Raw genomic sequence first — 22,109 nt, forward strand, 5'->3', positions numbered from 1 at the left:
TCCCGGCGCCTGCCGGGGGCCGCGACAAGGGGCGTACGCCGTCCCGGACGGCGCACCCGCCGCCCGGGACGGAGACCCGGGTGCGACGGCGCACCCCGTCCGTCCGCACGAGCACCGTGCGCCGCTCAGGACACCAGCGGCCCGTCCGCCGACTCGGTCAGCGTCACCGTGCACAGGCCGCCGCGCTCGGCGACCACGTCCGTCACCGTCAACTGGGTGCCCGGCAGCAGGATGTACTCCTCCTCCTCGGTGAACGCCGAGAACTCCCGGATCCCCACCGCCCGGGCCGGGCGCACCTCGAACAGCGTCCGCCTGCCCCGGCTGCCGAGGAAGGAGCGGGCCACCGCCGGGCGCGAGGTGCAGGAGGAGACGCCCCACCAGGTCACCGTCCGCCCCAGCGGGTACTGCGCCCGCAGGTCCAGCGCCACGCCCCGCCACAGCGGCTCCGGGCGGACCGGCAGGCGGCCCACCGCGTCGAACAGCAGCCGCAGGTACGGCAGGTACGGGGCCAGCCGGGCCCGGTCCGGGTGGCGCAGGGCCGCGTTCAGCTCGCGGTAGAACGCCGACTCGCAGGTGTACAGGTGCAGCGCCGCGACCGCCTCCGCGTCCAGCGCCCCCGCCGAGGCGTCCGCGTGCCGCTTGCCGAACTCGTGGGCCGAGCCGACGTGCCGCTCCAGCCCGCGCAGCAGCGTCGCGACCGGCTCCACCGCCTCCCGGAAGCCCAGCCGCTCCAGGTCGAACACACCGGTGACGGGCGGCAGTTCGAGGCCCTCGTCCTTCACCGAGGCCAGCCGCTCCAGGTACAGCTGGTGCAGCTCCATGGTGGAGGCGATGAACGCCCCCATCCGGGAGGCCGTCCCCTCGTCGGTGCGACCCTCGGCGGCCGCCGCGGCCTGCCAGCCCGCGCTGGGCAGCCAGTCCACCGGATCCGCGCCCAGGCCCTCCAGCGCCGCGTTGACCTGCGCGAAGTGCTCCCCGTCGCAGAACACGTCGCCCTGCGCCGCCGGATTGGGGTGGTCGATGTGCCGCACCTGCACGTCCGGGTAGCGCCGGGCGATCCGCTCCACCGACTGCTTCAGCGCCCGCGCGTGCGTCCCCCACCAGGCGAACACCACGCCGCGGTCCTCCTCGGGGCCCTCCTGCTTGGCCCGCAGGATCTCCTCCACGATCCTCTCCGCGACCGGCTTCCAGAACTTGGTGTGCACCGCGGGGGAGGTCGACCCGTCACTGCTCGCCGTCAGCGCCGCGTTCAGCAGCAGCACGCCCTGGGTCAGCATCGCCTGGAACCACTCCGGCGGCTGCACGGTGCCGTGCTGCGCCAGCAGCGCCCGCAGGTCGGCGATCGGCGTCTTCTTCGGGATGCCGTACTTCCACATCGCCGCCGCCTTGACGATGCAGCGGATGCTCACCACCCGGCCGAACTGGCTGTCCTTCCAGTCCTGGAAGGTGTTGTCGAACATCGCGATGCCGGTCGCGCTCTCCGGCCGCGGGTACGGGTTCTGCCCGAACACCACGACCTTCCACTTGCCCGGCGGATTCGGCTTCAACGCCTGGAACGTCAACTCCCGCACCGGCACCACGTCCTGAGGACGGTCCGGCCCGACGAACGCCGCCGCGTCCGGGTGCAGCTCGATCGTGCGCCTGAGCACCGGGAGCCAGTCCTCGCCGCCGCCCTTGAACAGCTCGGCGAGCGCCAGCGGGTCGTTCGGCTCGGCGGCGGACGGGGTGGGTTCGGTCATGGCGGACTCCAACCGGGAAGGGGTGCGAGGGGTACGAGGGGTGCGATCCGAAGATCACGCTAGGCCACGCCGCCGACAGGCCGCCGACCCGGCGCTGTCGGTGCGCACCGATAGCGTCGGAACCGACAACGAGCCCCCGGCCGAACGGAGTTCGCCCGCATGACCGTCAAGCACGCCCCCCAGCCGCTGCGCGTGGTCCTGACCGACCTCAACACCGAGGTGGTCGCCGCCTGGCGCGCCGCGTTCGCCGGCACCCCGGGCGTGGAGATCCGCACCGGCTCGATCCTGGACGTCGACGCCGACGCCTGGGTCACGCCCACCAACTCCCGCGGACGGATGGACGGCGGCCTCGACGCCGTGATCAAGCGGCACCTCGGCGCGGGCATCCAACTGCGCGTCCAGCGCGCCATCCGCGACGGCCACGGCGGCGACCTCAAGGTCGGCAGCGCCGTGTGCGTGCCCTCCGGCGCGGCCGTGCCCCGCTTCCTGATCTCCACCCCCACCATGCGCACCTCCACCCAGGACGTCAGCCAGACGCTGAACGTCGCCCTCGCCTGCGCCGCCGCCTTCCAGGCCGTCCACCGGCAGAACGCCGCCACCCCCGGCAGCATCGCCTCCGTCGCCCTGGTCGGCCTCGGCGCCCGGACCGGCCAGGTCCCGCCCCGGGTCTGCGCCAACCTGATGTGGACCGGCCACTCCCTCTTCGAGGACCACGAGTTCACCGACGCGGACGACCTGCGCGCCACCGTCACCAGCCAGCTCGACGACCTCCTCGCCGCCCCCGTCGACCGCCCCCACCGCCTCACCGTCCCCACCACCGCCCGAGGCACCCGCCGCCGCTGACCCCTCCCGGGGGGCACCCCTGCCCCCCACGAGCAGGCCGGAGGGCCCGCTGCGCGGACATCCCCGCTCCTCCGGCACCCCGCCCGGCTGCGCGCAGCGCCCGCTCCGCGGGGAGGCCGGTGGCCCGCGCCGGGCGGACGTCCCCGGTCCTTCCGTTCCGCCCCGTCCCGCGCCCCCGTCCGCCCCGCGGCGCGGAGGTTGGCGGCCCCGCCGGGCGGACATCCTCAGCTGTGGGGGAGTCAGGGGGCAGGCATGAGCGTGTGGCAGACCGCCGGGCTGGTGGTCATCCCGGTGCTGGCCGGCTGGTCCGCGCTGCGGATCTTCGCGTGGCAGGGCGCCCGTGCGCGGGACTACCTCTCCGCGCTGTTCTGGTCGGGCGTCGCCGTCGGCCTGGGTCTCGGCGACGGCCCAGGCTGGCTGCTGGCCGCGGGCTGCGTGACCGCCGTCGCCACGGTGCTTGCGCACCTGCTGGTGGTGGCCGCCCGCCGGATGACCCAGCCGCTGGTCACCGTCGACCCGGAGGCGTTCCGGGCCCGCCTGCTGGCGGTCTGCACCGCGGACGGCTCCCCGGAGGCCCTGCTGACCGGTGTCGGCCCCGACGGCACCGTCACCGTCTGGGGCCTGGAGGCGGCCGGGATCGCCCGCGACCGCCACCACCTCGGCGGGGCGTGCGGCAGCTGCCTGCTGGAGGAGTTCGTCACCGAGCTCGCCGTCAACGGCGAGGAGACCGTCGAGCGCTACCGCGCCCAGCTGCGCCGCCGCGCCAACCAGCTCTTCCTGCTGCGCCGCGGCGTCATCTCCGGCGAGTGGACGGCCGAACTGCGCCCCGTCCAGGGCTTCAGGGCCCCGTACGAGTACGCCCCCTGCCGGGTGCACTGAGAAGGCGCCCCGCGGGGCTCGCAGGCTGTTCGCGCGGTGGCGCCGGCGGTGACGAGGACGACCCGTCTCGCTGCCGACCGCCCGAGGGCTCACCCGGCGCGTGTCGGCAGGCCTCCTCGGGCTCGCCAGTGGTCCGCGTCGCGCGGATCGGCCAGCCACCTCCCTGTGCGCTCGGCACACGCTTCGAAGGCACGCGGCAAGGAGACCTCGTCACCGACGACGAACCTGAGGACGTCGACATCGTGGGTGCCGTGGTCGGTTTCGCAGCAGCAGCCCACGTTGACCGATGCGCTCACCTCGTGCCGACCCTGCTCGGCCCAGCCCACCTGCAGTTGGAACTCCCACCAGTCGCCCACCCCGGACGGCTGAACGACGCACAGGAGGAGGATCACCGACGTCCGGGACCGCGGACCCGTGACGACCGCGTGCTCCGGGAACCAGTCCCACCCCCCGGCGACCAGCACGGGCTGAGCCGCGCCGACACGCTGGACCGCCCGCCGGAGCGATCCGACGTCAGCGGCCGACAGCTGCGGGAACAGCGCGCTCAGGGGGACGTCGTCGAAGGAGCCTCGTCCTGTGTGCACGAGCTGATCATCCGCTCTCTCCGGCGCGGACGACAAGGGCTCCCCATCCCGCCGTCCGGCAGAGGCGTGCCTCCGGACGCCCGTGGCCCGACTGCCGCCCTGCTCCGGGCCGTCCGGGCCGTCCGGGCAGCGCGGTTCCGCGGAGCGGACCGCGGACCGCGGCCCGGGGCCGGGCGAGGACCGGTGAACGCCCCCACCGATGACGACGAGGTGTCCTCCCGCCCCGGAGCACCGCCCGTGCATGTCAACTCGCGCCGCCACCACGTCACTCGGCGGCCTCCGCGGAAGGGCCGGGAGTTCACCCGGGACCGCCAGCATGGGCGGCCATGAGCAACCTCAGTCGCCGCATCTTCCTGCTCGGCGGGCTCACCACCGCGGGCGCCGCCGCGCTCCAACTCGGGGCGTCGGCCCAGCCGTCGGCCGCCGCCACCACCCCCTACCCCTTCACGCTCGGCGTCGCCTCCGGTGAGCCGGACGACACCAGCGTGGTGCTCTGGACGCGCCTGGCCCCGGCCCCGACCAACGCGGACGGCCAGGGCGGCATGCCCGACGCCGACGTCGCGGTCGACTGGCAGGTGTCGGCCGACGAGAGCTTCGCGGCCCCGGTCGCCTCCGGCACGTTCACCGCCCGCTACGCCCAGGCCCACGCGGTGCACGTGCTGGCGGGCGGTCTCGCCCCGGACGCGGAGTACTACTACCGGTTCCGGGCCCAGGGGTTCGTCTCCCCGGTGGGCCGCACCCGCACCGCACCGTCGCCGACCACCGTCGGGCGCGACTTCACGATGGCCTTCGCCTCGTGCGCCCACTACGAGAGCGGCTACTACACCGCCTACCGCCGGATGGCCGACGACCGCCCCGACCTGATCCTGCACCTGGGCGACTACATCTACGAGGGCGGCGCCACCACCAACGGCGTGCGCCAGCACCTGGGCGGCGAGATCGTCTCGCTGGCCGACTACCGCCGCCGCTACGCGCTCTACCGCACCGACCCGGACCTGCAGGCCGCGCACGCGATCGCGCCGTGGCTGGTCGTCCCGGACGACCACGAGGTGGAGAACAACTACGCGAACATGGTCCGCGCCGACAGCAGCCCCGTGCTGACGGCCGCCCAGTGGACGGCCCGCCGCACCGCCGCGTACCAGGCGTACTTCGAGAACATGCCGCTGCGCGCCGCCGCCACCCCCATCGGCAACAGCATCCCGCTCTACCGCCGGGTCCGCTGGGGCACCCTGGCCACCTTCCACATGCTCGACACCCGCCAGTTCCGCGACGACCAGGCGTGCGGCGACGGGACGAAGGTCTGCGCCGACGCCGACCTGGCGTCCCGCTCGATCACCGGCGCGGCCCAGGAGGCCTGGCTGCTCGACGGGCTCGGCCGGCGCCTGGGCACCTGGGACCTGATCGGCCAGCAGGTCTTCTTCGCCCGCAACGTGAACTCGGCGGGCGCGATGAACATGGACGCCTGGGACGGCTACCGGGCCAGCCGGGCGCGGATCCAGCAGGGCATCGTCGACCGGGCGGTGCGCAACCCGGTCGTCCTCACCGGCGACGTGCACGCCTCCTGGGGCAACGACCTCAAGGCCGACTACGCGGACCCCGCCTCGGCGACGATCGGCACCGAGCTGGTCTGCACCTCGATCACCAGCGGCGGCAACGGCAGCGCCACCACGGCGGTGCCCAACGGGTCGCTCAACCCGCACCTGCGCTTCTACTCCGACCGGCGCGGCTACGTCCGCACCCGGATCACGCCCGCGCAGATCACCGCCGACTTCCGGTCGGTGGCCACGGTGACCGAGCACGGGGCCGCGGCGACCACCGCCCGGACCTTCGTCATCCACGACGGGAAGCCGGGGTTGGCCGATGCGTAGGCTCCCGCTGCTCGGCGCGCTCGCCGCCGCCCTCGCCGCGCTCCTCGCCCTGACCGGCCCGGCCGCCGCGGCGGGCCCCACCAGCTGGACGGCCGCGAACAGCGACGCCACCGGCGACCAGGACACCTCCGCGGTCGCGGCCAACCGCCGCGGCGACACCGCGGTGGTCTGGGAGGACGACCGCGACACCACCGACCCGGCCGACGACGCGCACAGCGACGTGTGGGTGCGGGTGTTCCACGACGGCACGCCGGTCTACGAGCAGAAGCTCTCGGCGGGCGGCACGGCGGGCACCGCCTGGCGCCACCTGCAGCCCGACGTCGGGCTGGACGACCGGGGCAACGCCGTCGTGGTCTGGGCCGAGGACCCGGACGGCAACGGCTACTACAACGTGGTCTACCGGGTGCTCTCCCCGACCGGCGCGCTCCTCGGCTCCGGCCGGGCCAACGCGAACGCCGACGGCCAGCAGGTCCACCCGCACGTCGCGGTCGACCCGGACGGCGCCCCGGGCAGCGCCACCGGGGTCGCGTTCACGGTGGTCTGGGAGGACGTCCAGGGCACCGCGGCGGCCACCGTGAAGGCGGCCGGGTTCACCGGGACGACCACCAAGGCGTACGAGGTGACGGTCAACGCGACCGGCGGCGCCCACCACGACCCGGACGTGGCGACCTCCGCCTCCGGCGACGCGGTGGTGGTCTGGGCCGAGGACACCGACGGCAACGGCTACTACCAGATCGGCCTGGTGAAGCTGGCCAAGGCGAACGGGGCGGTCACGCTCACCCGTCGCAGCGCCAACGGAATCAGCGCCGGACAGCAGCAGCACCCGGCGGTGGCCGCCGACTTCAACGGTGACTTCGCGGTGGCCTGGGAGTCCGACCACACCGGCACCCGGGGCGTGTGGGCCCGGTCCTTCACCGCGGCCGGAACCCCGGCGGCGGCCGAGGTCGAGGTCTCCACCGGCACCGGGGCGGGCGGCCCGAGCATCGGCATCGACGACCAGCGCGCGGTGGTGGTCGGCTGGAGCGTCGCCGGGGCCGACCCGGCCGTGTGGGCCCGGGGCCTCAACCCGGACGGCAGCTCCACCGGCCGCCTGCCCGCCCGGTCTGTCAGCCGGGACACCGCCGGCCGCCAGGAGCAGCTCGCGGTGGCCTCCTCCCCGTTCGGCACCCTCGCGCTGTCGTACACCGACGACAGCGACGGCAACGGCTTCGACCAGGTGCTGCTGGGCCTGGGCGCGAGCAACTCGGACTGGTGACGGCGTTCTGAGAGCCGTCCGACGGCCCGCCGGGAACCCGGCGGGCCGTCAGGCGTGCCCGCCCTCGTGCGGGGGGCGGTGGCGGGTGTCCAGCAGGGTGAGCAGGCGGGTGAGTTCGGCCCGTTCGGCGGGGGAGAGGGGGGCGAGCAGGTCCTGCTGGGCGGTGGTGACCAGGGCGTCCAGTTGGCGCAGCCGGTCGCGGCCGGCGGGGGTGAGGGTGATGACGTTGCGGCGCCGGTCGACCGGGTCGGGGTCGCGGACCAGGTAGCCGCCCTCGGCGAGCTCGTTCAGGACGGCGACCATGTCGCTGCGGTAGACGCCGGTGCGGCGGCTGAGCTCGGACTGGCTGGCGGGGCCGGTCTCGGCGAGCGCGACCAGTACCGCGAAGTGCCACTTGCGGGCCCCCTCGGCGGCCAGCCGTTCGTTCACCAGCCGGTCGCCGGCCGCGGCGGCCCCGGCCAGCAGGCGGCTGGGGATGGTGCGCAGCCGTTCGGGCGTGACGTCCTCGGGTGCGGGGCTCATGCTCGGTCCTCCCACTGTTGCGTTAGTGTCACTAACAGTCTACCTTCATTAGTGCGACGAACGTTTGTGGCGCTAACGATTGCGCCGCCGGCCATCCAGAGGTGACACCCCATGATCGAGCCCTTCCACATCCACGTCCCGCAGGCCGACCTCGACGACCTCGCCGACCGCCTCGCCCGCACCCGCTGGCCCAACGAGGTCGACGGCGCCGGCTGGGACTACGGCTTCCCGCTGGCCCGCCTCCAGCAGCTCGCCGAGCACTGGCGCACCCGCCACGACTGGCGCGCCCACGAGGCCCGGCTCAACGAACTCCCGCACTTCACCACCGAGATCGACGGCCAGCGGATCCACTTCCTGCACCTGCGCGCCGAGGACCCCGACGCCCTCCCGCTGGTCCTCACCCACGGCTGGCCCGGCTCCTTCCTGGAGTTCCTGGACGTCCTCGAACCGCTGCGCCGCGACTTCCACCTGGTCGTCCCGTCCATCCCCGGCTTCGGCTTCTCCGGCCCCACCCGCGAACGCGGCTGGGACGTGGCCCGGGTCGCCCGCGCCTGGGCCGAACTGATGCACCGCCTCGGCTACGAGCGCTACGGCGCCCACGGCGGCGACTTCGGCGCGGGCATCTCCACCGCCCTCGCCGCGCACGTCCCCGACCGGGTCGTCGGCGTGCACGTCACCTACCTGCCGCTGCCGCCCGACCCGGACGCCGGACCGCTCTCCGCCGCCGACGAGGCCCGGCTCGACACGGTCCGCGCGCTCCAGGCCAACCGGCCGCCCTACCAGTCCCTGCAGGCCACCACCCCGCAGACGCTCGGCTACGCCCTCACCGACTCCCCGGTCGGCCAACTCGCCTGGATCGCCGAACGCTTCGCGCACTGGACCGACCCGGCCACCCCCGTCGACGACGAACGCCTGCTCACCGACGTCAGCCTGTACTGGCTGACCGCCACCGCCGCCTCCTCCGCCCGCCTCGCCCGCGAGACCCCGCGCGGCGCCACCCCCTGCCCCGTCCCGCTCGGCGTCGCGGTCTTCGCGCACGACATCACCCTGGCCGTCCGCCCGCTGGTCGAGCGCCGCTACCGCGTCCGGCACTGGTCGGAGTTCGACCGCGGCGGCCACTTCGCCGCGATGGAGGTGCCCGACCTGCTCGCCGGGGACGTCCGGACGTTCTTCACCGCACTCACCACCGCCGCCTGACGGCGCATCACGTGCCGAGCGGGACGGTCGACCGGCTGTCCGCGTCGAAGGAGCGGGCCGCGTCGAACACCCCCACCAGGTCCGGGTGGCGGCCCAGCAGCCGGTGCGCCAGGGCCAGGGCGTCCGGCTCCACCCGGCGGGTCAGGCCCAGGTGCGGCATCCAACGGCCCGGCCGGTAGTGCGGATCGGGCTCCGGCGCGTCCGCCAGCAGCCGCCACACCTCGCGGTGCAGGTCGACCAGCTCCGGGCCCGGCACCACGCCCCAGGTCAGCACCCGGCGGCGGCTGCGCGCGGAGAAGGACAGCAGGCCCGACAGCCGCACCGGCAACGGCAGTGCGCCGGAGAGGAGTTCGCTCACGGCGGCCAGCCGGTCCGGTGCGATCTCCCCGCACGCCGCCAGGGTCAGGTGCGGGCGGTGCCCCGGGTGCGGGTTGTCCGCGAGCGAGTCCACCCCGCCGTCGGCCAGCAGCCGCCACACCGTCCGCACCGCCCGGTCGAAGGCCGGGTCGCAGGTCAACTCGATGGTCCGCATGCCCTCACCGTAGGGCCCGCCCCCGCGCCGACCGGAGCCCGCCCCGGCGCCCGCGCCGCCCGCCCCGTGTGATGGGCTGGGCGGATGCGCACCACCGACCGGCGCCCGCCGCCCCGCCCGCACCCCCGCCCCGGAGACGGCGCCCGGCCGGGGCGCCGGGCCGCCGGAGGAGCGGCGGGCCCGGGCAGGGCGTCCTGGCTGGCGGGCGCGGCGGTCGTGCTGCTGCTCGGGCTGGTGCTGCCCGCGCTGGTGCCGGGGCGGGCGGGCGCGCTGCTCGGCGGGGCGCTGTACACCGCGCTGCTGCACACCGTGCTGATGGCCGCCGCGCCCCGCCTCGGCCCGTGGACCGCGGGCGGCGCCGCGCTCGCCGCCAGTTGGGCGGTGGAGCTGTTCCAGGCGAGCGGGCTGCCCGCCGAGCTCGGGCGGCACAGCCTGCTCGCCCGCCTCGTCCTGGGCACCACCTTCGACCCGTCCGACCTGCCCGGCTACGCCCTCGGCGCGGCCGCCCTGGTCGCCGTCCACCGGCTGGCCCGCCGCCGCGCCCGGCGCGCCCGGCGGTTCGACGCGCCGAAGGGCAAGCCGGGGGGCAGATAGGTACATTTGGGACATTCGGGAGCAGAACACAGGCTTCGCGCGTCCACGCACAGAAGGCCGAACCGCCTTCGGAAAGGGTCTCCATGCACCCCGCCCTCAGCCCCGCCGTCCTCGCCGAGCTGCGTCGGCCCCGCCCCTACCCGGCGGTGTCGATCCTGATGCCCACGCACCGCCGCGAGCCGGACAACGCGCAGGACCCGGTGCGCCTGCGCAACCTGGTGGCGGAGGCGAAGGAGAAGGTCCAGGCCGACCCCGAGGTCTCCCGCGCCACCCGGATCGACGTCCTGGAGCAGCTCGACAGGGCGGTCGCCGAGGTCGACCTGGTGCACGCCGAGGACGGCCTGGCGATCCTGGTCGCCCCCGGGGAGCACCAGGTCTGGTCACTCGGCCGCACCGCCCCCGCCCGGGTGGTCCTGTCCGACACCTTCCTGACCCGCAACCTGGTCTCCGCGCAGATCGCCGAACGCCCGTACTGGGTGCTCGCGGTCGCCGCCGACCGGGTGGTCCTGTGGGGCGGCACCCAGGAGCGCGTCACCGAGGAGCAGGCCCACGGCTTCCCGCTGGTGCGGGTCTACGACAACCCCGACCCCGAGCGCCAGGAGCGGATCGGCGACACCCCCAGCACCTTCCGCGACGAGGAGACCAAGACCTTCCTGCGGCAGGCCGACACCGCGATCGGCAAGGTCCTCGCCGCCGACCCCCGCCCGCTGTACGTGGTCGGCGACGCCCCCGCCCTCGCCCTGCTGGACGCCGTCGGCCCGATCACCAAGGCCACCACCTCGCAGATCCCGCACGGCGGCCTCGCCCAGGCCACCGCCGAGACCGTTCGCCAGACGGTCGAGCCCGCCGTCCGCGCGCACGCCGACCAGGAGATCACCGAGGCCCTCGCCCGCCTCGACAAGGCCCGCGGCCGCCAGGCCTTCGCCGCCGGGATCGACGAGGTCTGGCAGACCGCCGCCGAGGGCCGGATCGCCCTGCTGGTGGTCGAGGAGAACTTCCGCACCACCGCCCGCGACGACGGCGACCACCTCGTCCCCGCCGAGGAGGGCGAGGCCGGCGCCCGCGAGGACGTCGTCGACGAGGTCATCGAACGCGCCCTCGACACCGGCGCCACCGTCAGCTTCGTCCCCGACGGCACCCTCTCCGACGCCGGGCGGATCGCCGCCGACCTGCGCTACTGACCTCCGCGCGCACCAGGGGCCCGCCACCGGGACGGACCGGCGGCGGGCCCCTCGCCGCGCCCACGACCTCAAGCGGTGGACGCCCCCAGCAGCACCCCCACCGCGTACGTCACGCCCATCGCCACCCCGCCGCCCAGCACGTTGCGCAGCACCGCCCGCCGCGGCTCCGCCCCGCCCAACCGGGCGCTCGCCCACCCCGTCACCACCAGCGCCGCCAGCACCGCCAGCACCGTCACCCACACCCGCACCGACTGCGGCGGCAGCACGATCGCCAGCAGCGGCAGCAGCGCACCCACCGTGAACGCCGCGAAGGACGCCCACGCCGCGTGCCACGGATTGGTCAACTCGTCCGGATCGATGCCCAGTTCGGTCTCCGCGTGGGCCGCCAGCGCATCGTGCGCGGTCAACTGCACGGCCACCTGGTGGGCCAGCTCCGGATCCAGCCCCTTCGCCTCGTACAGGCCCGCCAGCTCGGCCAGCTCCGCCTCCGGCGTCAGCCGCAGCTCCCGCCGCTCCAGCGCCAGCGCCGCCTGCTCCGCGTCCCGCTGGGTGCTCACCGACACGTACTCGCCCGCCGCCATCGACAGCGAACCCGCCAGCAGGCCCGCCAGACCCGCCGTCAACAGCTCGGTGGACGAGGCGTTCGCGCCCGCCACGCCCACCACCAGGCCCGCCGTCGACACCACGCCGTCGTTCGCCCCCAGCACCGCGGCCCGCAGCCAGTTCAACCGCCCGCCCAACCCCCCGCCGTGCGCCTCGTCGTGGTCCGGCGGCGGCGGTACGGGGCCCATGCCCCGGGTGCGGGAATCGGTCATGCCGCCAGTGTGCCCGCCGGGCGCCGTTCCACCCCGCAGCCCGGGCGGGACACCGGAAAACGCGTTGCCGCAGCTGGTGACGGGGCGTCAGGATGGCGGGCATGTGCTACCGAGGAGGGACGGGCAGTCGGCACCACGTGTGCCTGCCCTGCCGCGCGTCCTACAAGCGGCGGACGGGCGGCACCACGGCGTGTCCGCGCTGCCGCGGCCCGCTGATCGACGCCGGGCAGGACCTGCACGTCCCGCGCCGTGCCGACACCGCCGCCTGGCGGGCGCTCACCGCACTGCTGCAGGCCGGGGTCCGGTTCGAGTCCGGCTGCTGCCACGGCCCGGGCTGGCGGCCGCGCACCCCGCGCGAGGTCCGCGAGCGCCTCGCCGCCGCGGCGGGCACCGGCCTGCCGGTCGCCCGCGCCCTGCTCACCCGGGACGTGGCGGACCTCGCCGCGCACCGGCACGCCGCCCGGCGGGTGTCGAAGCTCAGCCGGCCGCAGCGCTGACCAGCTCGCGTTGGGCCTGCCGGGTCGTCAGGCCCAGCGCGTGCAGCGCCAGACGGCCCGGCCCGGACGGCTCGCACTCCAGGACGGCCAGCGGCACCCGCGCCGCCAGCGGGCCGGAACCGCCCTCGCCCAGCCGCTCGTGGACCTCGCCCGCGTACCGGGACAGCGGGGGGAACTCGCCGGCCGGCACCGGGAATGGCCGCCAGGCGTACGCCGCCAGGGCCCGGTCGACCGCCTCCGCCAGCGCACCGGGCGCGACGCCGGGCACCTGCCCGCGCAGCGCCAACAGCAGGTGCCCGGTGGTGACTTCGTTGTGCCCCCGTTCGACCGCCACGGCGCGGGCCGCGTCCAGCAGGTCGTCCGGTGCGTGGGGGCCGTCGGCCGGGTCGAGGGCGTGCTCCGTCATGCCGGTCAGGCTCTCCCGGGCGCGGCCGCCCGGTCAAACCGGAACCGGCGGTTCACCGGCCGGGCGTTGAGCGGCCGTCAGGGCGCGGTCCGGTCCGGGGTGCCCTGCGGGCCGCCCGCCCACCAGTTGCCCGGGGCGTCCGGGTCGCGGCTGGTCCAGTACTCGACGATCGCGCGCACGAACTCCTCCGGGGACAGCGCCCCGTCGCCGTCCCGGTCCAGGTGCGCGAAGGCGGTGTCGGCGTCGCTGCGCCGCAACTGCGGGAAGTGGCCGCGCTGGAAGGCGAAGAACTCGTCCGCGTCGACCCGTCCGTTGCCGTCCGCGTCCGCCACCGCCAGGAACGCCCGGGCCAGCGCACCGAGCGTCGCCTCCGCGGCCTCCGGGTCGTCGGCCAGCGAGGCGGTGGACGCCAGGAACTCCGCCCGGCCCATCTCCTGCGCCCCCGCGGGCAGGTGCGGCAGGTGCAGCTCCCGCCAGATCGCCACGTACGCCCCGACGATCCGCTGCTCCTCCGCGGACCCGGCCGGGTGGCCCAGTGCACGCGCCACCGACTGTCCCATCAGGACGTGGTCGTGCTCGGTCAGCCGCCCGTCCCCGTCGGCGTCGAGGTGGTCGAAGCCGTGGCTGATCTTCGCGATGAGCAGGTCGTCGGACACGGTGACCCTCCGTTGGGCGGTAGTTGACGGAGCGTCATCCTATCCGTCCGTCCCGCCGCACCGCCGGTGCGCCACCGGCGGGCGTCAGTGCGCGGCGAGGGCGTCCGCGGACTTGGACCAGTTGTCGTGCAGTTTGTCGAGGTAGGCGCGGGCCTCGGGGCCGGGCCTGGTGCCGCGGGCGAAGAGCAGCATGTTGCCCGCGCCGGTGTTGTAGCCCAGGGCCATCAGCTCGTCGCGGCTCAGCGCGGCCGCCGGGTGCGCGGGCAGTTGGGCGCCCAGGTCGTGCAGGTACCAGGCGGCGGCGCGGACGGCCAGCGCCGGGTCGTCCGGGAGGTCCTCCCAGGGGCGGTCGGCGAAGGGGCGGCCCTGCCGGGTCTCCTCGTAGGCGGCGCGGTGCATGTTGGCGATGCCGAACGAGGCGTCGGGCTTCATCTTCTGCCAGGCGCGCTCGACGTCCGGACCGTGCGGCTTGTACGCCTCGTTGAACAGGACGGCCATCACCAGCTGCGGGTTGACCCCCGCCTCGGCCGCGTACTGCTTCACCTCGGCCGCGAAGTACTTCGGCGCGTAGTCGCCCGGGGGCCGCGAGGCGGTGGGGGAGGGGGAGGCGGAGGCAGCGGGGGAGGAGGAGGCGGTGGCGGCCGGGGCGGCGTCGGGCGGTGCGGGGTGGTCGCCGCCGCGCTCGTACAGCCAGATCCCCAGGACGGCCAGCGCCAGTACCGCCCACGGCCACTTCGCGCCGCGTTCCGCCACCGCTGACTCCTTCTCCCGCACGTGCCGCCGGGGTGCTCCGGACCCGAGGACGCCCGGTGGCCGTGTCCTGCCGCCGGGCTGTCGTGTTCTGCCGGGTGCCGCCCGGGACCGGGCGGCGACCTGTGGCGAGCTTACGTACCCGGAGCGGATTTGTGTGCTTCGCTCGAACCTCTACAGCTACGTAGAGGAACCGGGGGTGCCCGCCACGCGTCTGTAGGCCGGAACGGTCGGACGCCGCAGGAGCGGCGCGGCAGTGGACGAGAGGTGGCGATGACGGGGCGAAGGCCGGTCGGCACGCACGGCGGCGCACCGCTGCCGCGGGGCGGGCGGGACGAGCAGGACGAGCAGGACGAGCCGGGCGGAACGGTCGCCCCGGGCCGCCCCGTGCCCGCGCAGCGCGGCCCCCACCGGGACGAGCAGCCCGCCCCCGACGGCGGCAGCGGGCCCCGCCCGGCCCGGACCGCCCGCCGCGCGGACGGCGACGGTGACGGCGGCGGGAACGGGCGGCGGGGCGGGAGGGCGGCCGCGCGCGGCGCCACGGCGTGGAACCGGATGCCCGCCGTCCTGCCCGCGCTCGGCCTCCCGGTGCTCGGCGCGCTCGCCGACGAACTGGCCGGCCCCGGCCTGGGCGCCGGCTACGCGGCCTGCGCCGTGCTCGGGCCGGTCCTGGCCGCCCTGGTCAGCAGCCGGGCGGGCTGGTGGTGGGTGGTCAGCGGCGCCCCGGTGGTCACCCTGGCCGTGGCCGGGGGCGTCGACTGCCTGGCGCGCGGCGACAAGTACCGCGGCGCCGGGCTGGGCACCGAGGGCCTGAAACTGGTCAGCGCCCAGTTCCCGTGGATGCTCGCCGCCCTCGCCGCCGCCCTGCTGGCCGTCGGCCTGCGCACATTCCGCGCCCGCCGGGCCCGCCGGGCCTGAACGCCGAGAGGCCACCGTCGGGTACGGCACCGGCGTCCCCTGCGTCGACTGGGACCGGCGACGCACCCCGCGGGCCCTAGGCCGAGGGCGCGCCGAGGGCGGCGCGGGCGAGCCTGACGACGGACGGGGCGGCGGCTTCGAGGAATCCGGGAGAGGGGCCCCCGGGAGCCGTCGAGGGAGTTTCGGACGCGAGCGCGTCGAAGGTCTCGAAGGAGGTCAGGACGTACAGCAGTGAAGCGGCACCGGGCGGGGCGTCGGGCAGTCGGCCGACGAGGACGGAGGCGCCCTGGCGCCGGCGGGCGTCACGCTCGGCGATGATCCGTCCCACCTCCTCGTCGAGGGCCCCGAGGGCGCGCAGCCGTCGCGTGCAGGCTGGGTCCACCGACCAGAAGCCCGCCATCACCTCGACGAAGCGGTCCACCGCCGCCCAGGGGTCGGGGTGCCCGAACGCCTCGGCGAGGCGGGCCAGGCCGCCCTCGGCCGCGAGGGCGTCGCACAGGGCCTCCAACAGCCCCGTCCTGGACTTGTACTGGTAGTAGACGGTCGCGCGGGCGACGTCGGCCCGGCGGGCGACGGCGTCGAGGGAGAGGGCCCCGCTCTCGGTGAGCTGGGCCCTCGCGGCCGCGACGATCCGGGCCCTGGTCTCGTCGACCTCGGCCTGCCGCTGTCCCATCCGGTACGACCGGGGGCTCATCCCGTCCTCCTCCGCCCTGCCAGCACGTGCGCGCTCCGCGTCGGCAGTATCCCCGATCCCGGCGGCGGGCCGCTCAGAGGATGACCCGGCCGCCGCTGACGTCCAGGGTCTGGCCGGTGATCCAGGAGGACGCCTCGGAGGCCAGGAAGAGCGTGGCCGAGGCGACGTCCTCGGGCTCGCCCAGGCGCCCGAGCGGGTGGGCGGCGGCGACGGCCGCCCGGACCTCGGGCGGCATCCGCTCGGCGGTGGTCTCCGTGCGGACGGCGCCGGGTGCGATCGCGTTGACCCGCACGCCCCGACCGGCGACCTCCAGGGCCAGGTGGCGGGTGAACATCAGCACCCCCGCCTTGGCGGCCGCGTAGGCGGCGGAGGAGCCGCCGGGGAGCCGGCCGGCCGTGGAGGCCATGGTGACGATCGAGCCGGTGCCGCGCTCCAGCAGGCCAGGCAGGAAGGCGCGGACGGTGAGGAAGGTGGCGTGGAGGTTGCCGTCCACCACCGAGCGCCAGTGCTCCTCGGTCTCCCGGACGGTGGGCACCGGGTAGCCGTCGCCCCCGGCGAAGGCGGCCAGGACGTCGACCGGGCCGAGCTCGCTCCCGATCCGTTCGACGGCGCCGGCGAGCGCAGCCGCGTCGGTGCAGTCGGCGACCAGGCCGAGGGCACCCGCGTCCCCGATCCCGTGCAGTTCGGCGGTGACGGCGGCGAGGGCCGCCCCGTCGCGGCCGAGGACGGCGACGGCGGCTCCCTGGCGGGCGAAGGCGCGGGCGGTCTCCGCGCCGATGCCCCGGCTCCCCCCGGTGACGACGACGACCTTGCCGTCCAGGTCGGTGTGTTGAACTCCCATGTCCGCTCGCTCCTTCGGGCTTGCGCCGGCTGTCCGCTGCTGGTTCCCTGGGGTGTAACTAATTCATTCATACAGCGTGTATGAATGAATCACAAGAACGGGGCGCGGGATCACCAGGACCGCCCTCGCCGCCACGCAGGAGGAATCCGTGAAGATCGCCGTCGTCGGTGCCAGCGGCCGCACCGGCCGCCTGGTCGTCGACCTCGCCCTCGCCGCCGGACACACCGTCACGGCCGTCGCCCGTGACCCCGCCAGGATCCCGGCCTTCCCCCACGGCACCCCGCTCACCGCCCGTGCCGACGTCGGCCGTCCCGGCTCCCTGCGCGGGGTGCTGGCCGGACAGGACGCCGTCGTCGCCGCGCTCGGTACGGCCGGGCGCGGAGCGACCACCGTCTTCTCCGACGGTGCACGGGAGTTGACCGCCGCCTGCGCCTCGGGTGACGTCGGGCACCTGGTCGCGATGAGCTCGGCCGGGCTGGACACCTCCCGGCTGCCCCTCGTCCAGCGGCTGGTGACCACCCTCGTCGTCGACCGGCTGTACCGGGAGATCCACCAGGACCTCGCCCGGATGGAGGCCCGGCTCGCGCAGTCCGACACCCCGTGGACGGTCGTGCGCGTCCCCGTGCTCAAGGACGGGCCGGCCTCCGCGCACCCGCGGACCTCGTACGACCACCCGCTTCCCCGTGCGGGCGCCGCCGCCCGGGCCACCGTGGCCACGTGGATCGTCGCCCACCTGGGGGACGCGGAGACGTTCGGGAGGATCGTGCACGTCGCCGACGCGTGACCGGACGCCGCCCTGCCGGGACGAGGGCCCGACCTCCTTGCGCGGCCCGCGCCCCGCGGCCGGCCCGTCGGCCCGCGGCCCGGGCCGCTTGACATCCGCCCCCGGGCGGAATGAACATTCATTCCGTGACGCCGAAACGAACGGACCTGGACCGGCTGCTGATCGACTCCGCCCTCGCGCTGTTCGCCGAGCGCACCTACGAGGGCACCCAGATGCCCGCCGTCGCCCAGCGCGCGGGCGTCGGCGTGGGCAGCATCTACCGGTACTTCCCGAGCAAGGAGGCGCTGGGCAACGCCGCGTTCCGGCACGCCAAGCGCACCCTGCTCGACACCCTCGCCGGAGCGCTCGCCGACGGCGGCCCGACCGGCACCGCCCGGGAGGAGTTCGCCCGCTTCTGGCGCGGCTTCACCCGCTACGCGAGCGCCCATCCGGACGCCTTCGTGTTCCTGGAGCACCAGCAGCACGACACCTTCCTCGACCCCGAGAGCCGCGCCCTGGCCGACGAACTGCACCGGCTGGCCGCCGACTTCATCGAGCGCGGCCAGCAGGCCGGCGCGATCCGCGACGGCGACGCCGAGCAGCTGGTCGGCCTCGCCCTCGGCGCCTTCGCCGGCCTGGTGAAGCTCGTCCGCCCGTCGGGCGGCCTCGACACCCTCCCCGCCGAAGACCTGGACCGCGCCGAAGCCGCCGTCTGGGACCTCCTCCACCGAAAGGCCGACCGATGACCCCGCCCCGGACCGTCCTGATCACCGGCTGCTCCTCCGGCATGGGACGCCGGACCGCCCTAGCCCTGCACGGCCTCGGCCACCGGGTGTACGCCACCGCCCGCCGCCCCGAGACCCTCGCCGACCTGGCCGCGCTCGGCATCGCGACCCTGCCGCTCGACGTCACCGACGAGCGGTCGATGACCGCCGCGGTCGCCGCGGTCGAGGCCGCGCACGGCAGCGTCGACGTCCTGATCAACAACGCCGCGTACGGGCTGCACCTGCCGGTGGAGTCCGCCACCCCGGACGAGGTCCGCGCCCAGTTCGACACCAACGTCTTCGGCCTGGTCCGGATGGCCCAGCTGGTGCTGCCCGGGATGCGCCGCGCCGGGCGGGGCCGGATCGTCAACATCTCCTCGATGGCGGGCCGCTTCTCCCCGCCCGGCGGCGCCTTCTACCACGCCAGCAAGCACGCGGTGGAGGCGATCAGCGACTCGCTGCGGCTGGAGGTCGCACCGTTCGGCATCGAGGTCGTCGTGGTCCAGCCCGGGCCCACCATCACCGAGTTCGGCGCCACCGCGGTCGGCACCATGCACCCCGCCGCCGACCCCGCCGACCCGTACGGCTCTTTCCGCACCCGGCTCGCCGACATGTACGCCCGGCGGACGTTCACCCGTCGCAACGGCGCCGTTCCCGCGGAGGCCGCGACCAAGGTGATCGTCCGCGCCGCGACCGCTGCCCGGCCGCGCGCCCGGTACGCGATCGGCGCGCTGGCCCGCTCCACCATGCTGGCCAAGCGCCTGCTGCCGGACGCGGCCTTCGACGCCCTGATGCGCCGCAGCTTCCCGCTGCCCGAGCCGGCCTGACCGCGCCCGGCGCCGGCAGAGGATCACCGTGCTGATCCGGTCCCGGTCTCGGTTCCGGTCCCGGTCTCGGTTCCGGTCCCGGTCCCGGTTCCGGTTCCGGTTCCGGTTCCGGTCCCGGCTCCCGGCGCGAGGAAGGCCGTCAGGTCGGCCCGGGGGCGCGGAGGCCGACGGGACAGCCCGCCCTCACCAGGGCGTCGCCGCCTTGACCAGCAGCAGCAGCGCCACCGCCGCGTTCAGGGCCGAGACCGCCGAGACCGCGGTGCCCGCGGCGGCGACCATCGCGGCAAGGCCCGCGGGCGAGGCGGGCGGGGGCCAGGCCTCGCCCAGGGCGGGGCTGAGCAGGGCGGTGACCCGGCGGGGCACCGGGCCGGGGGCGGCGAAGGCGGCGAAGGACGGAGCCGGGCCGCCGCCGCGGGTGACCAGGGCGGCCCGGGCCACCGCGCGGGCGGTCAGGCGGCGGTCACCGACCGAACCGGCGGCCTCCTCGTCCGCCCAGCGCTCCGTCGCGTACCCGACGGCCTTCTGCAGCGGACGCAGGAACGGGTTCACGCAGCTCGCCAGTTGGGCCGCCAGCAGGTAGCGGTGGTGGCGGTTGGCCAGGTGCGAGCGCTCGTGCGCCAGCAGCGCCCGCTGCTCGTCCGCGTCCAGGCTGTCCATCATCGCGGTCGAGACCACCACCCGGCCCGGCCCGCCCGGCACCGCGTACGCGTACGGTTCGGGGTCGGGCAGCACCACCAGGTCCGGGCCCTGCGGCGCCGGGGACGGCGACATCGGGGCCAGCGCCCGCTGCGCCCGGGCCCGGATGCGCAGGTGGCGGCGGAGCGAGCGCGAACAGGCGGTCAGCACCGTCACCAGGCCCACCACCGCCGTGGTGCCCACCGCCTCGTGGAAGGGCACCGCCGTCCGGATCTCCGGGTCCGACCAGCTGTCCGGCAGCGGGTTCCCCGGGATCTGCGCGGTGCCCACCACGAACAGCAGGCCCAGCGCCAGCGTGCTGCACACCGCCATCGTCACGCCGATCCAGGACAGCAGCCGCACCGCGTTGCGCGGGTGCAGGTGGTGCTCGGCCAGCCGCGCGATCGGCAGCGAGGTCAACGGCAGCACCAGCGGGAGGAAGACGAAGAAGCCCATCGCTCAGCGCCCGTCGCCCCGGCTCCCGCCCCCCGGGGAGGGCTCCGCCGCGTTCAGCAGCGAGCGCAGCAGTTGCTCGTCCTCGGGCGTCAGCGCCGTCACGAAGGAGGCCAGCACCGCGTCCCGGTCCGGTTCGGTGTCCAGCAGCCGGCGCATCCGACGGGCCGTCAGCCCCGCCGCGTCCGCCGCCGCCGACCAGACGTACGCCCGGCCCGCCCGGCTGCGCACCACCGCCTGCTTCGCCAGCAGCCGCGACAGGATGGTCATCACCGTGGTGTACGCCAGGTCGCCGCCCACCTGCTCCTGCACCCAGGACGCCGTGACCGGCCCCGGCGCCCGGTGCAGCACCGACAGCACCTCGGTGGCCAGCTCGCCCTGCCCGCGGCGCCGCGGCCGTCCGCCCTCGTCGCGCCCCGGGTCGACGCCCGCCAACTCCATGGGAGACTCCCTCCGGCACGGCCGCCCCGCGCCCGACTCGGACAGTTCGCCCTCCATCCTAGGGGGCCGACCCCGCCGCCCGGGCAGCGGGTAAAGACTTCGCCAAGTACCCGTTATGGTGTGCGGAACCACCGCATGATCACCCCCCCGTGGAGAGTCACGTGTCGCACCACCGCGCCCGCGAGTCGTCCGGACGCCGCCGCCCCCGCAACCGCCGCGCCGTCCTGCTCTCCGCCGCCGCCGTCCTGGTGATCGGATCCGGCGCCGCCGCGCTCGCCGCCGCCGGGAGCGGCGACGAGCACCCCGCGGCCGCCCCCGCCGCCACCGCCGAGGGCGCCGCCGGCACGCCGGTGCCCGACGGGAGCGCCGCGTCCTCCGCCGTGCCGTCGACCTCCGCGTCCGCGTCCGCCTCCCCCTCGGCGTCCGCCTCCGCCTCCGCGTCGGCCTCGACCTCCCCCTCGGCGTCCGCCGCCGGGTCGAGCCCGGCGGCCAGGGGCACCGCGGCCGCCCCGCCCGCCGCGCCGGTCGCCAAGCCCGGCACCGCCCCCGTGACCTTCACCGGCCTGGCCTTCGACACCTGCACCGCTCCCGGCCTCGCCACCATGAACGCCTGGCAGGGCACCAGCCCCTACGGCGCCGCCGCCGTCTACATCGGCGGCAAGAACCGCGGCTGCGCCCAGCCCCAGCTCACCGCCAACTGGGTCAAGTCCGTGAGCAGCAGCGGCTGGAAGCTCGTCCCGCTGTACGTGGGCGCCCAGCCGCCCTGCCAGACCGGCAGCAGCCCCGAGAAGCTCACCGCCGACACCGCCGTCCCGCTCGGCACCACCGACGGCAACGACGCCGTCGCCAAGGCCGCCGCCCTCGGCATGCGCCCCGGCAGCACCCTCTACCTCGACGTCGAGGCCTACAACACCGCCGACACCTCCTGCGCCGACGCCGTCCTCGCCTACGTCCAGTCCTGGAACCGCGCCGTGCACGGCTCCGGCTACTGGGCCGGGTTCTACGGCTTCGCCTCCTCCAGCGCCGCGGGCATCGCCAAGGCCGCCGGGGAGAACGCCCCCGACCTGCCCGACGCGATGTGGTACGCCCGCTACGACGGCGCCGCCGACACCACCGGCAGCTTCCCGTTCGCCGCCGGCCTGTGGAGCGGGCACCGCCGCGCGCACCAGTACCAGATCAACCAGAAGGAGAGCTACGGCGGCGCCACCGTCACCGTCGACCGCAACGCCTGGGACGCCCCGGTCGCGGTCGTCGGCTGACGGGGCCCCAGGTCCCCGCCCCCGCCGGGCCCCGGCGTTCACCCCGGGGACACCGGATGATCGCCCGCGGGTGGACGACCGTTCGAACGGGGCTGGCAGGGTGCGGCGGTCGACCGGGACGGACCGGTCGACCTCCCCTCCGAGAGGCTCCCCACC

At 75.7% G+C, this 22,109-nt stretch carries 25 protein-coding genes; 13 read left to right on the forward strand and 12 right to left on the reverse strand.

Annotation, left to right across the window (positions count from 1 at the left end):
* Window positions 1–125: 125 nt before the first annotated feature.
* Window positions 126–1,739, reverse strand: a complete 1,614-nt coding sequence (locus QSK52_RS36585; protein WP_285740595.1) for an ADP-ribosyltransferase domain-containing protein — start codon at window positions 1,737–1,739, stop codon at window positions 126–128.
* 159 nt (window positions 1,740–1,898) lie between these two features.
* Between QSK52_RS36585 and QSK52_RS36590 the strand changes: the two genes are divergently transcribed.
* A complete protein-coding gene (locus tag QSK52_RS36590; protein WP_285740596.1) occupies window positions 1,899–2,582 on the forward strand; it encodes a macro domain-containing protein in 684 nt (227 codons plus the stop codon).
* Between the two features lie 252 nt (window positions 2,583–2,834).
* Window positions 2,835–3,461 (forward strand): hypothetical protein, encoded by a 627-nt coding sequence (locus QSK52_RS36595; protein ID WP_285740597.1) that lies wholly within the window; start codon window positions 2,835–2,837, stop codon window positions 3,459–3,461.
* 89 nt (window positions 3,462–3,550) lie between these two features.
* Here the strand turns inward: QSK52_RS36595 and QSK52_RS36600 are convergent, their stop codons facing one another.
* Window positions 3,551–4,045: a hypothetical protein gene (locus QSK52_RS36600; protein WP_285740598.1), complete on the reverse strand. Its 495-nt coding sequence runs from the start codon at window positions 4,043–4,045 to the stop codon at window positions 3,551–3,553.
* 326 nt (window positions 4,046–4,371) lie between these two features.
* Between QSK52_RS36600 and QSK52_RS36605 the strand changes: the two genes are divergently transcribed.
* Window positions 4,372–5,913, forward strand: coding sequence for an alkaline phosphatase D family protein (locus QSK52_RS36605; RefSeq protein ID WP_285740599.1), 1,542 nt, complete (start codon window positions 4,372–4,374; stop codon window positions 5,911–5,913).
* A complete protein-coding gene (locus tag QSK52_RS36610) occupies window positions 5,906–7,168 on the forward strand; it encodes a hypothetical protein (RefSeq protein WP_285740600.1) in 1,263 nt (420 codons plus the stop codon). The genes QSK52_RS36605 and QSK52_RS36610 overlap by 8 nt, the downstream gene beginning before the upstream one ends.
* A gap of 48 nt (window positions 7,169–7,216) precedes the next feature.
* Here QSK52_RS36610 and QSK52_RS36615 read toward each other — a convergent pair whose 3' ends face one another.
* The gene (locus QSK52_RS36615; RefSeq protein WP_285740601.1) at window positions 7,217–7,690 is read right to left on the reverse strand and encodes a MarR family winged helix-turn-helix transcriptional regulator; all 474 of its coding nucleotides are present in this window, start codon (window positions 7,688–7,690) and stop codon (window positions 7,217–7,219) included.
* A gap of 111 nt (window positions 7,691–7,801) precedes the next feature.
* Between QSK52_RS36615 and QSK52_RS36620 the strand changes: the two genes are divergently transcribed.
* Window positions 7,802–8,887, forward strand: a complete 1,086-nt coding sequence (locus QSK52_RS36620; RefSeq protein WP_285740602.1) for an epoxide hydrolase family protein — start codon at window positions 7,802–7,804, stop codon at window positions 8,885–8,887.
* A gap of 7 nt (window positions 8,888–8,894) precedes the next feature.
* On the opposite strand, the gene QSK52_RS36625 is transcribed toward QSK52_RS36620, so the two are convergent.
* Entirely contained in the window at window positions 8,895–9,419 is a 525-nt protein-coding gene (locus tag QSK52_RS36625; protein ID WP_285740603.1) for a 2'-5' RNA ligase family protein, read from the reverse strand.
* Between the two features lie 84 nt (window positions 9,420–9,503).
* Here QSK52_RS36625 and QSK52_RS36630 point away from each other — a divergent pair, with 84 nt between their 5' ends.
* The gene (locus tag QSK52_RS36630; protein WP_285740604.1) at window positions 9,504–10,013 is read left to right on the forward strand and encodes a DUF2809 domain-containing protein; all 510 of its coding nucleotides are present in this window, start codon (window positions 9,504–9,506) and stop codon (window positions 10,011–10,013) included.
* Window positions 10,014–10,096: 83 nt separating this feature from the next.
* Complete coding sequence (locus tag QSK52_RS36635) at window positions 10,097–11,194, forward strand: chemotaxis protein (RefSeq protein WP_285740605.1); 1,098 nt, start codon at window positions 10,097–10,099, stop codon at window positions 11,192–11,194.
* A 68-nt stretch (window positions 11,195–11,262) separates the two neighbouring features.
* Here QSK52_RS36635 and QSK52_RS36640 read toward each other — a convergent pair whose 3' ends face one another.
* A complete protein-coding gene (locus QSK52_RS36640; protein ID WP_285740606.1) occupies window positions 11,263–12,009 on the reverse strand; it encodes a VIT1/CCC1 transporter family protein in 747 nt (248 codons plus the stop codon).
* A 101-nt stretch (window positions 12,010–12,110) separates the two neighbouring features.
* Between QSK52_RS36640 and QSK52_RS36645 the strand changes: the two genes are divergently transcribed.
* Window positions 12,111–12,506 (forward strand): hypothetical protein, encoded by a 396-nt coding sequence (locus tag QSK52_RS36645; RefSeq protein WP_352230353.1) that lies wholly within the window; start codon window positions 12,111–12,113, stop codon window positions 12,504–12,506.
* Here the strand turns inward: QSK52_RS36645 and QSK52_RS36650 are convergent.
* The 3 genes from QSK52_RS36650 to QSK52_RS36660 form a co-directional block, all read right to left on the reverse strand.
* Window positions 12,487–12,912: a Clp protease N-terminal domain-containing protein gene (locus QSK52_RS36650; RefSeq protein WP_285740608.1), complete on the reverse strand. Its 426-nt coding sequence runs from the start codon at window positions 12,910–12,912 to the stop codon at window positions 12,487–12,489. The two genes, QSK52_RS36645 and QSK52_RS36650, sit on opposite strands and share 20 nt — an antisense overlap.
* A 77-nt stretch (window positions 12,913–12,989) precedes the next feature.
* Complete coding sequence (locus tag QSK52_RS36655; protein WP_285740609.1) at window positions 12,990–13,568, reverse strand: EF-hand domain-containing protein; 579 nt, start codon at window positions 13,566–13,568, stop codon at window positions 12,990–12,992.
* 84 nt (window positions 13,569–13,652) lie between these two features.
* Window positions 13,653–14,321 carry a transglycosylase SLT domain-containing protein gene (locus QSK52_RS36660; protein ID WP_285740610.1) on the reverse strand — a complete coding sequence of 223 codons (669 nt, stop codon included), beginning with the start codon at window positions 14,319–14,321 and terminating at the stop codon, window positions 13,653–13,655.
* Between the two features lie 270 nt (window positions 14,322–14,591).
* Here QSK52_RS36660 and QSK52_RS36665 point away from each other — a divergent pair, with 270 nt between their 5' ends.
* Window positions 14,592–15,236 (forward strand): DUF6542 domain-containing protein, encoded by a 645-nt coding sequence (locus tag QSK52_RS36665; protein ID WP_285740611.1) that lies wholly within the window; start codon window positions 14,592–14,594, stop codon window positions 15,234–15,236.
* A gap of 76 nt (window positions 15,237–15,312) precedes the next feature.
* On the opposite strand, the gene QSK52_RS36670 is transcribed toward QSK52_RS36665, so the two are convergent.
* Together QSK52_RS36670 and QSK52_RS36675 are read right to left on the reverse strand one after the other, a co-directional pair.
* Window positions 15,313–15,930: a TetR/AcrR family transcriptional regulator gene (locus tag QSK52_RS36670; RefSeq protein ID WP_285740612.1), complete on the reverse strand. Its 618-nt coding sequence runs from the start codon at window positions 15,928–15,930 to the stop codon at window positions 15,313–15,315.
* Window positions 15,931–16,003: 73 nt separating this feature from the next.
* On the reverse strand, window positions 16,004–16,771 hold the full coding sequence (locus tag QSK52_RS36675) for an SDR family NAD(P)-dependent oxidoreductase (protein WP_285740613.1): 768 nt from the start codon (window positions 16,769–16,771) through the stop codon (window positions 16,004–16,006).
* Window positions 16,772–16,919: 148 nt separating this feature from the next.
* Here QSK52_RS36675 and QSK52_RS36680 point away from each other — a divergent pair, with 148 nt between their 5' ends.
* From QSK52_RS36680 to QSK52_RS36690, 3 genes are all read left to right on the forward strand, one after another.
* Window positions 16,920–17,555, forward strand: a complete 636-nt coding sequence (locus tag QSK52_RS36680; RefSeq protein WP_285740614.1) for an NAD(P)-dependent oxidoreductase — start codon at window positions 16,920–16,922, stop codon at window positions 17,553–17,555.
* A 125-nt stretch (window positions 17,556–17,680) separates the two neighbouring features.
* The gene (locus QSK52_RS36685) at window positions 17,681–18,280 is read left to right on the forward strand and encodes a TetR/AcrR family transcriptional regulator (RefSeq protein ID WP_285740615.1); all 600 of its coding nucleotides are present in this window, start codon (window positions 17,681–17,683) and stop codon (window positions 18,278–18,280) included.
* Window positions 18,277–19,125 carry an SDR family NAD(P)-dependent oxidoreductase gene (locus QSK52_RS36690; RefSeq protein WP_285740616.1) on the forward strand — a complete coding sequence of 283 codons (849 nt, stop codon included), beginning with the start codon at window positions 18,277–18,279 and terminating at the stop codon, window positions 19,123–19,125. The genes QSK52_RS36685 and QSK52_RS36690 overlap by 4 nt, the downstream gene beginning before the upstream one ends.
* A gap of 183 nt (window positions 19,126–19,308) precedes the next feature.
* Here QSK52_RS36690 and QSK52_RS36695 read toward each other — a convergent pair whose 3' ends face one another.
* Both QSK52_RS36695 and QSK52_RS36700 read right to left on the reverse strand, forming a co-directional pair.
* Window positions 19,309–20,256, reverse strand: coding sequence for a M56 family metallopeptidase (locus QSK52_RS36695; RefSeq protein WP_285740617.1), 948 nt, complete (start codon window positions 20,254–20,256; stop codon window positions 19,309–19,311).
* Window positions 20,257–20,259: 3 nt separating this feature from the next.
* The gene (locus tag QSK52_RS36700) at window positions 20,260–20,694 is read right to left on the reverse strand and encodes a BlaI/MecI/CopY family transcriptional regulator (RefSeq protein ID WP_285740618.1); all 435 of its coding nucleotides are present in this window, start codon (window positions 20,692–20,694) and stop codon (window positions 20,260–20,262) included.
* Between the two features lie 149 nt (window positions 20,695–20,843).
* On the opposite strand from QSK52_RS36700, the gene QSK52_RS39595 reads away from it, so the two are divergent.
* The gene (locus tag QSK52_RS39595; RefSeq protein WP_352230354.1) at window positions 20,844–21,953 is read left to right on the forward strand and encodes a glycoside hydrolase domain-containing protein; all 1,110 of its coding nucleotides are present in this window, start codon (window positions 20,844–20,846) and stop codon (window positions 21,951–21,953) included.
* The last annotated feature ends 156 nt before the right edge of the window (window positions 21,954–22,109 follow it).

Origin of the sequence: Kitasatospora phosalacinea (assembly GCF_030268885.1) — a bacterium.
Classification (GTDB): Bacteria; Actinomycetota; Actinomycetes; order Streptomycetales; family Streptomycetaceae; genus Kitasatospora; species Kitasatospora phosalacinea_C.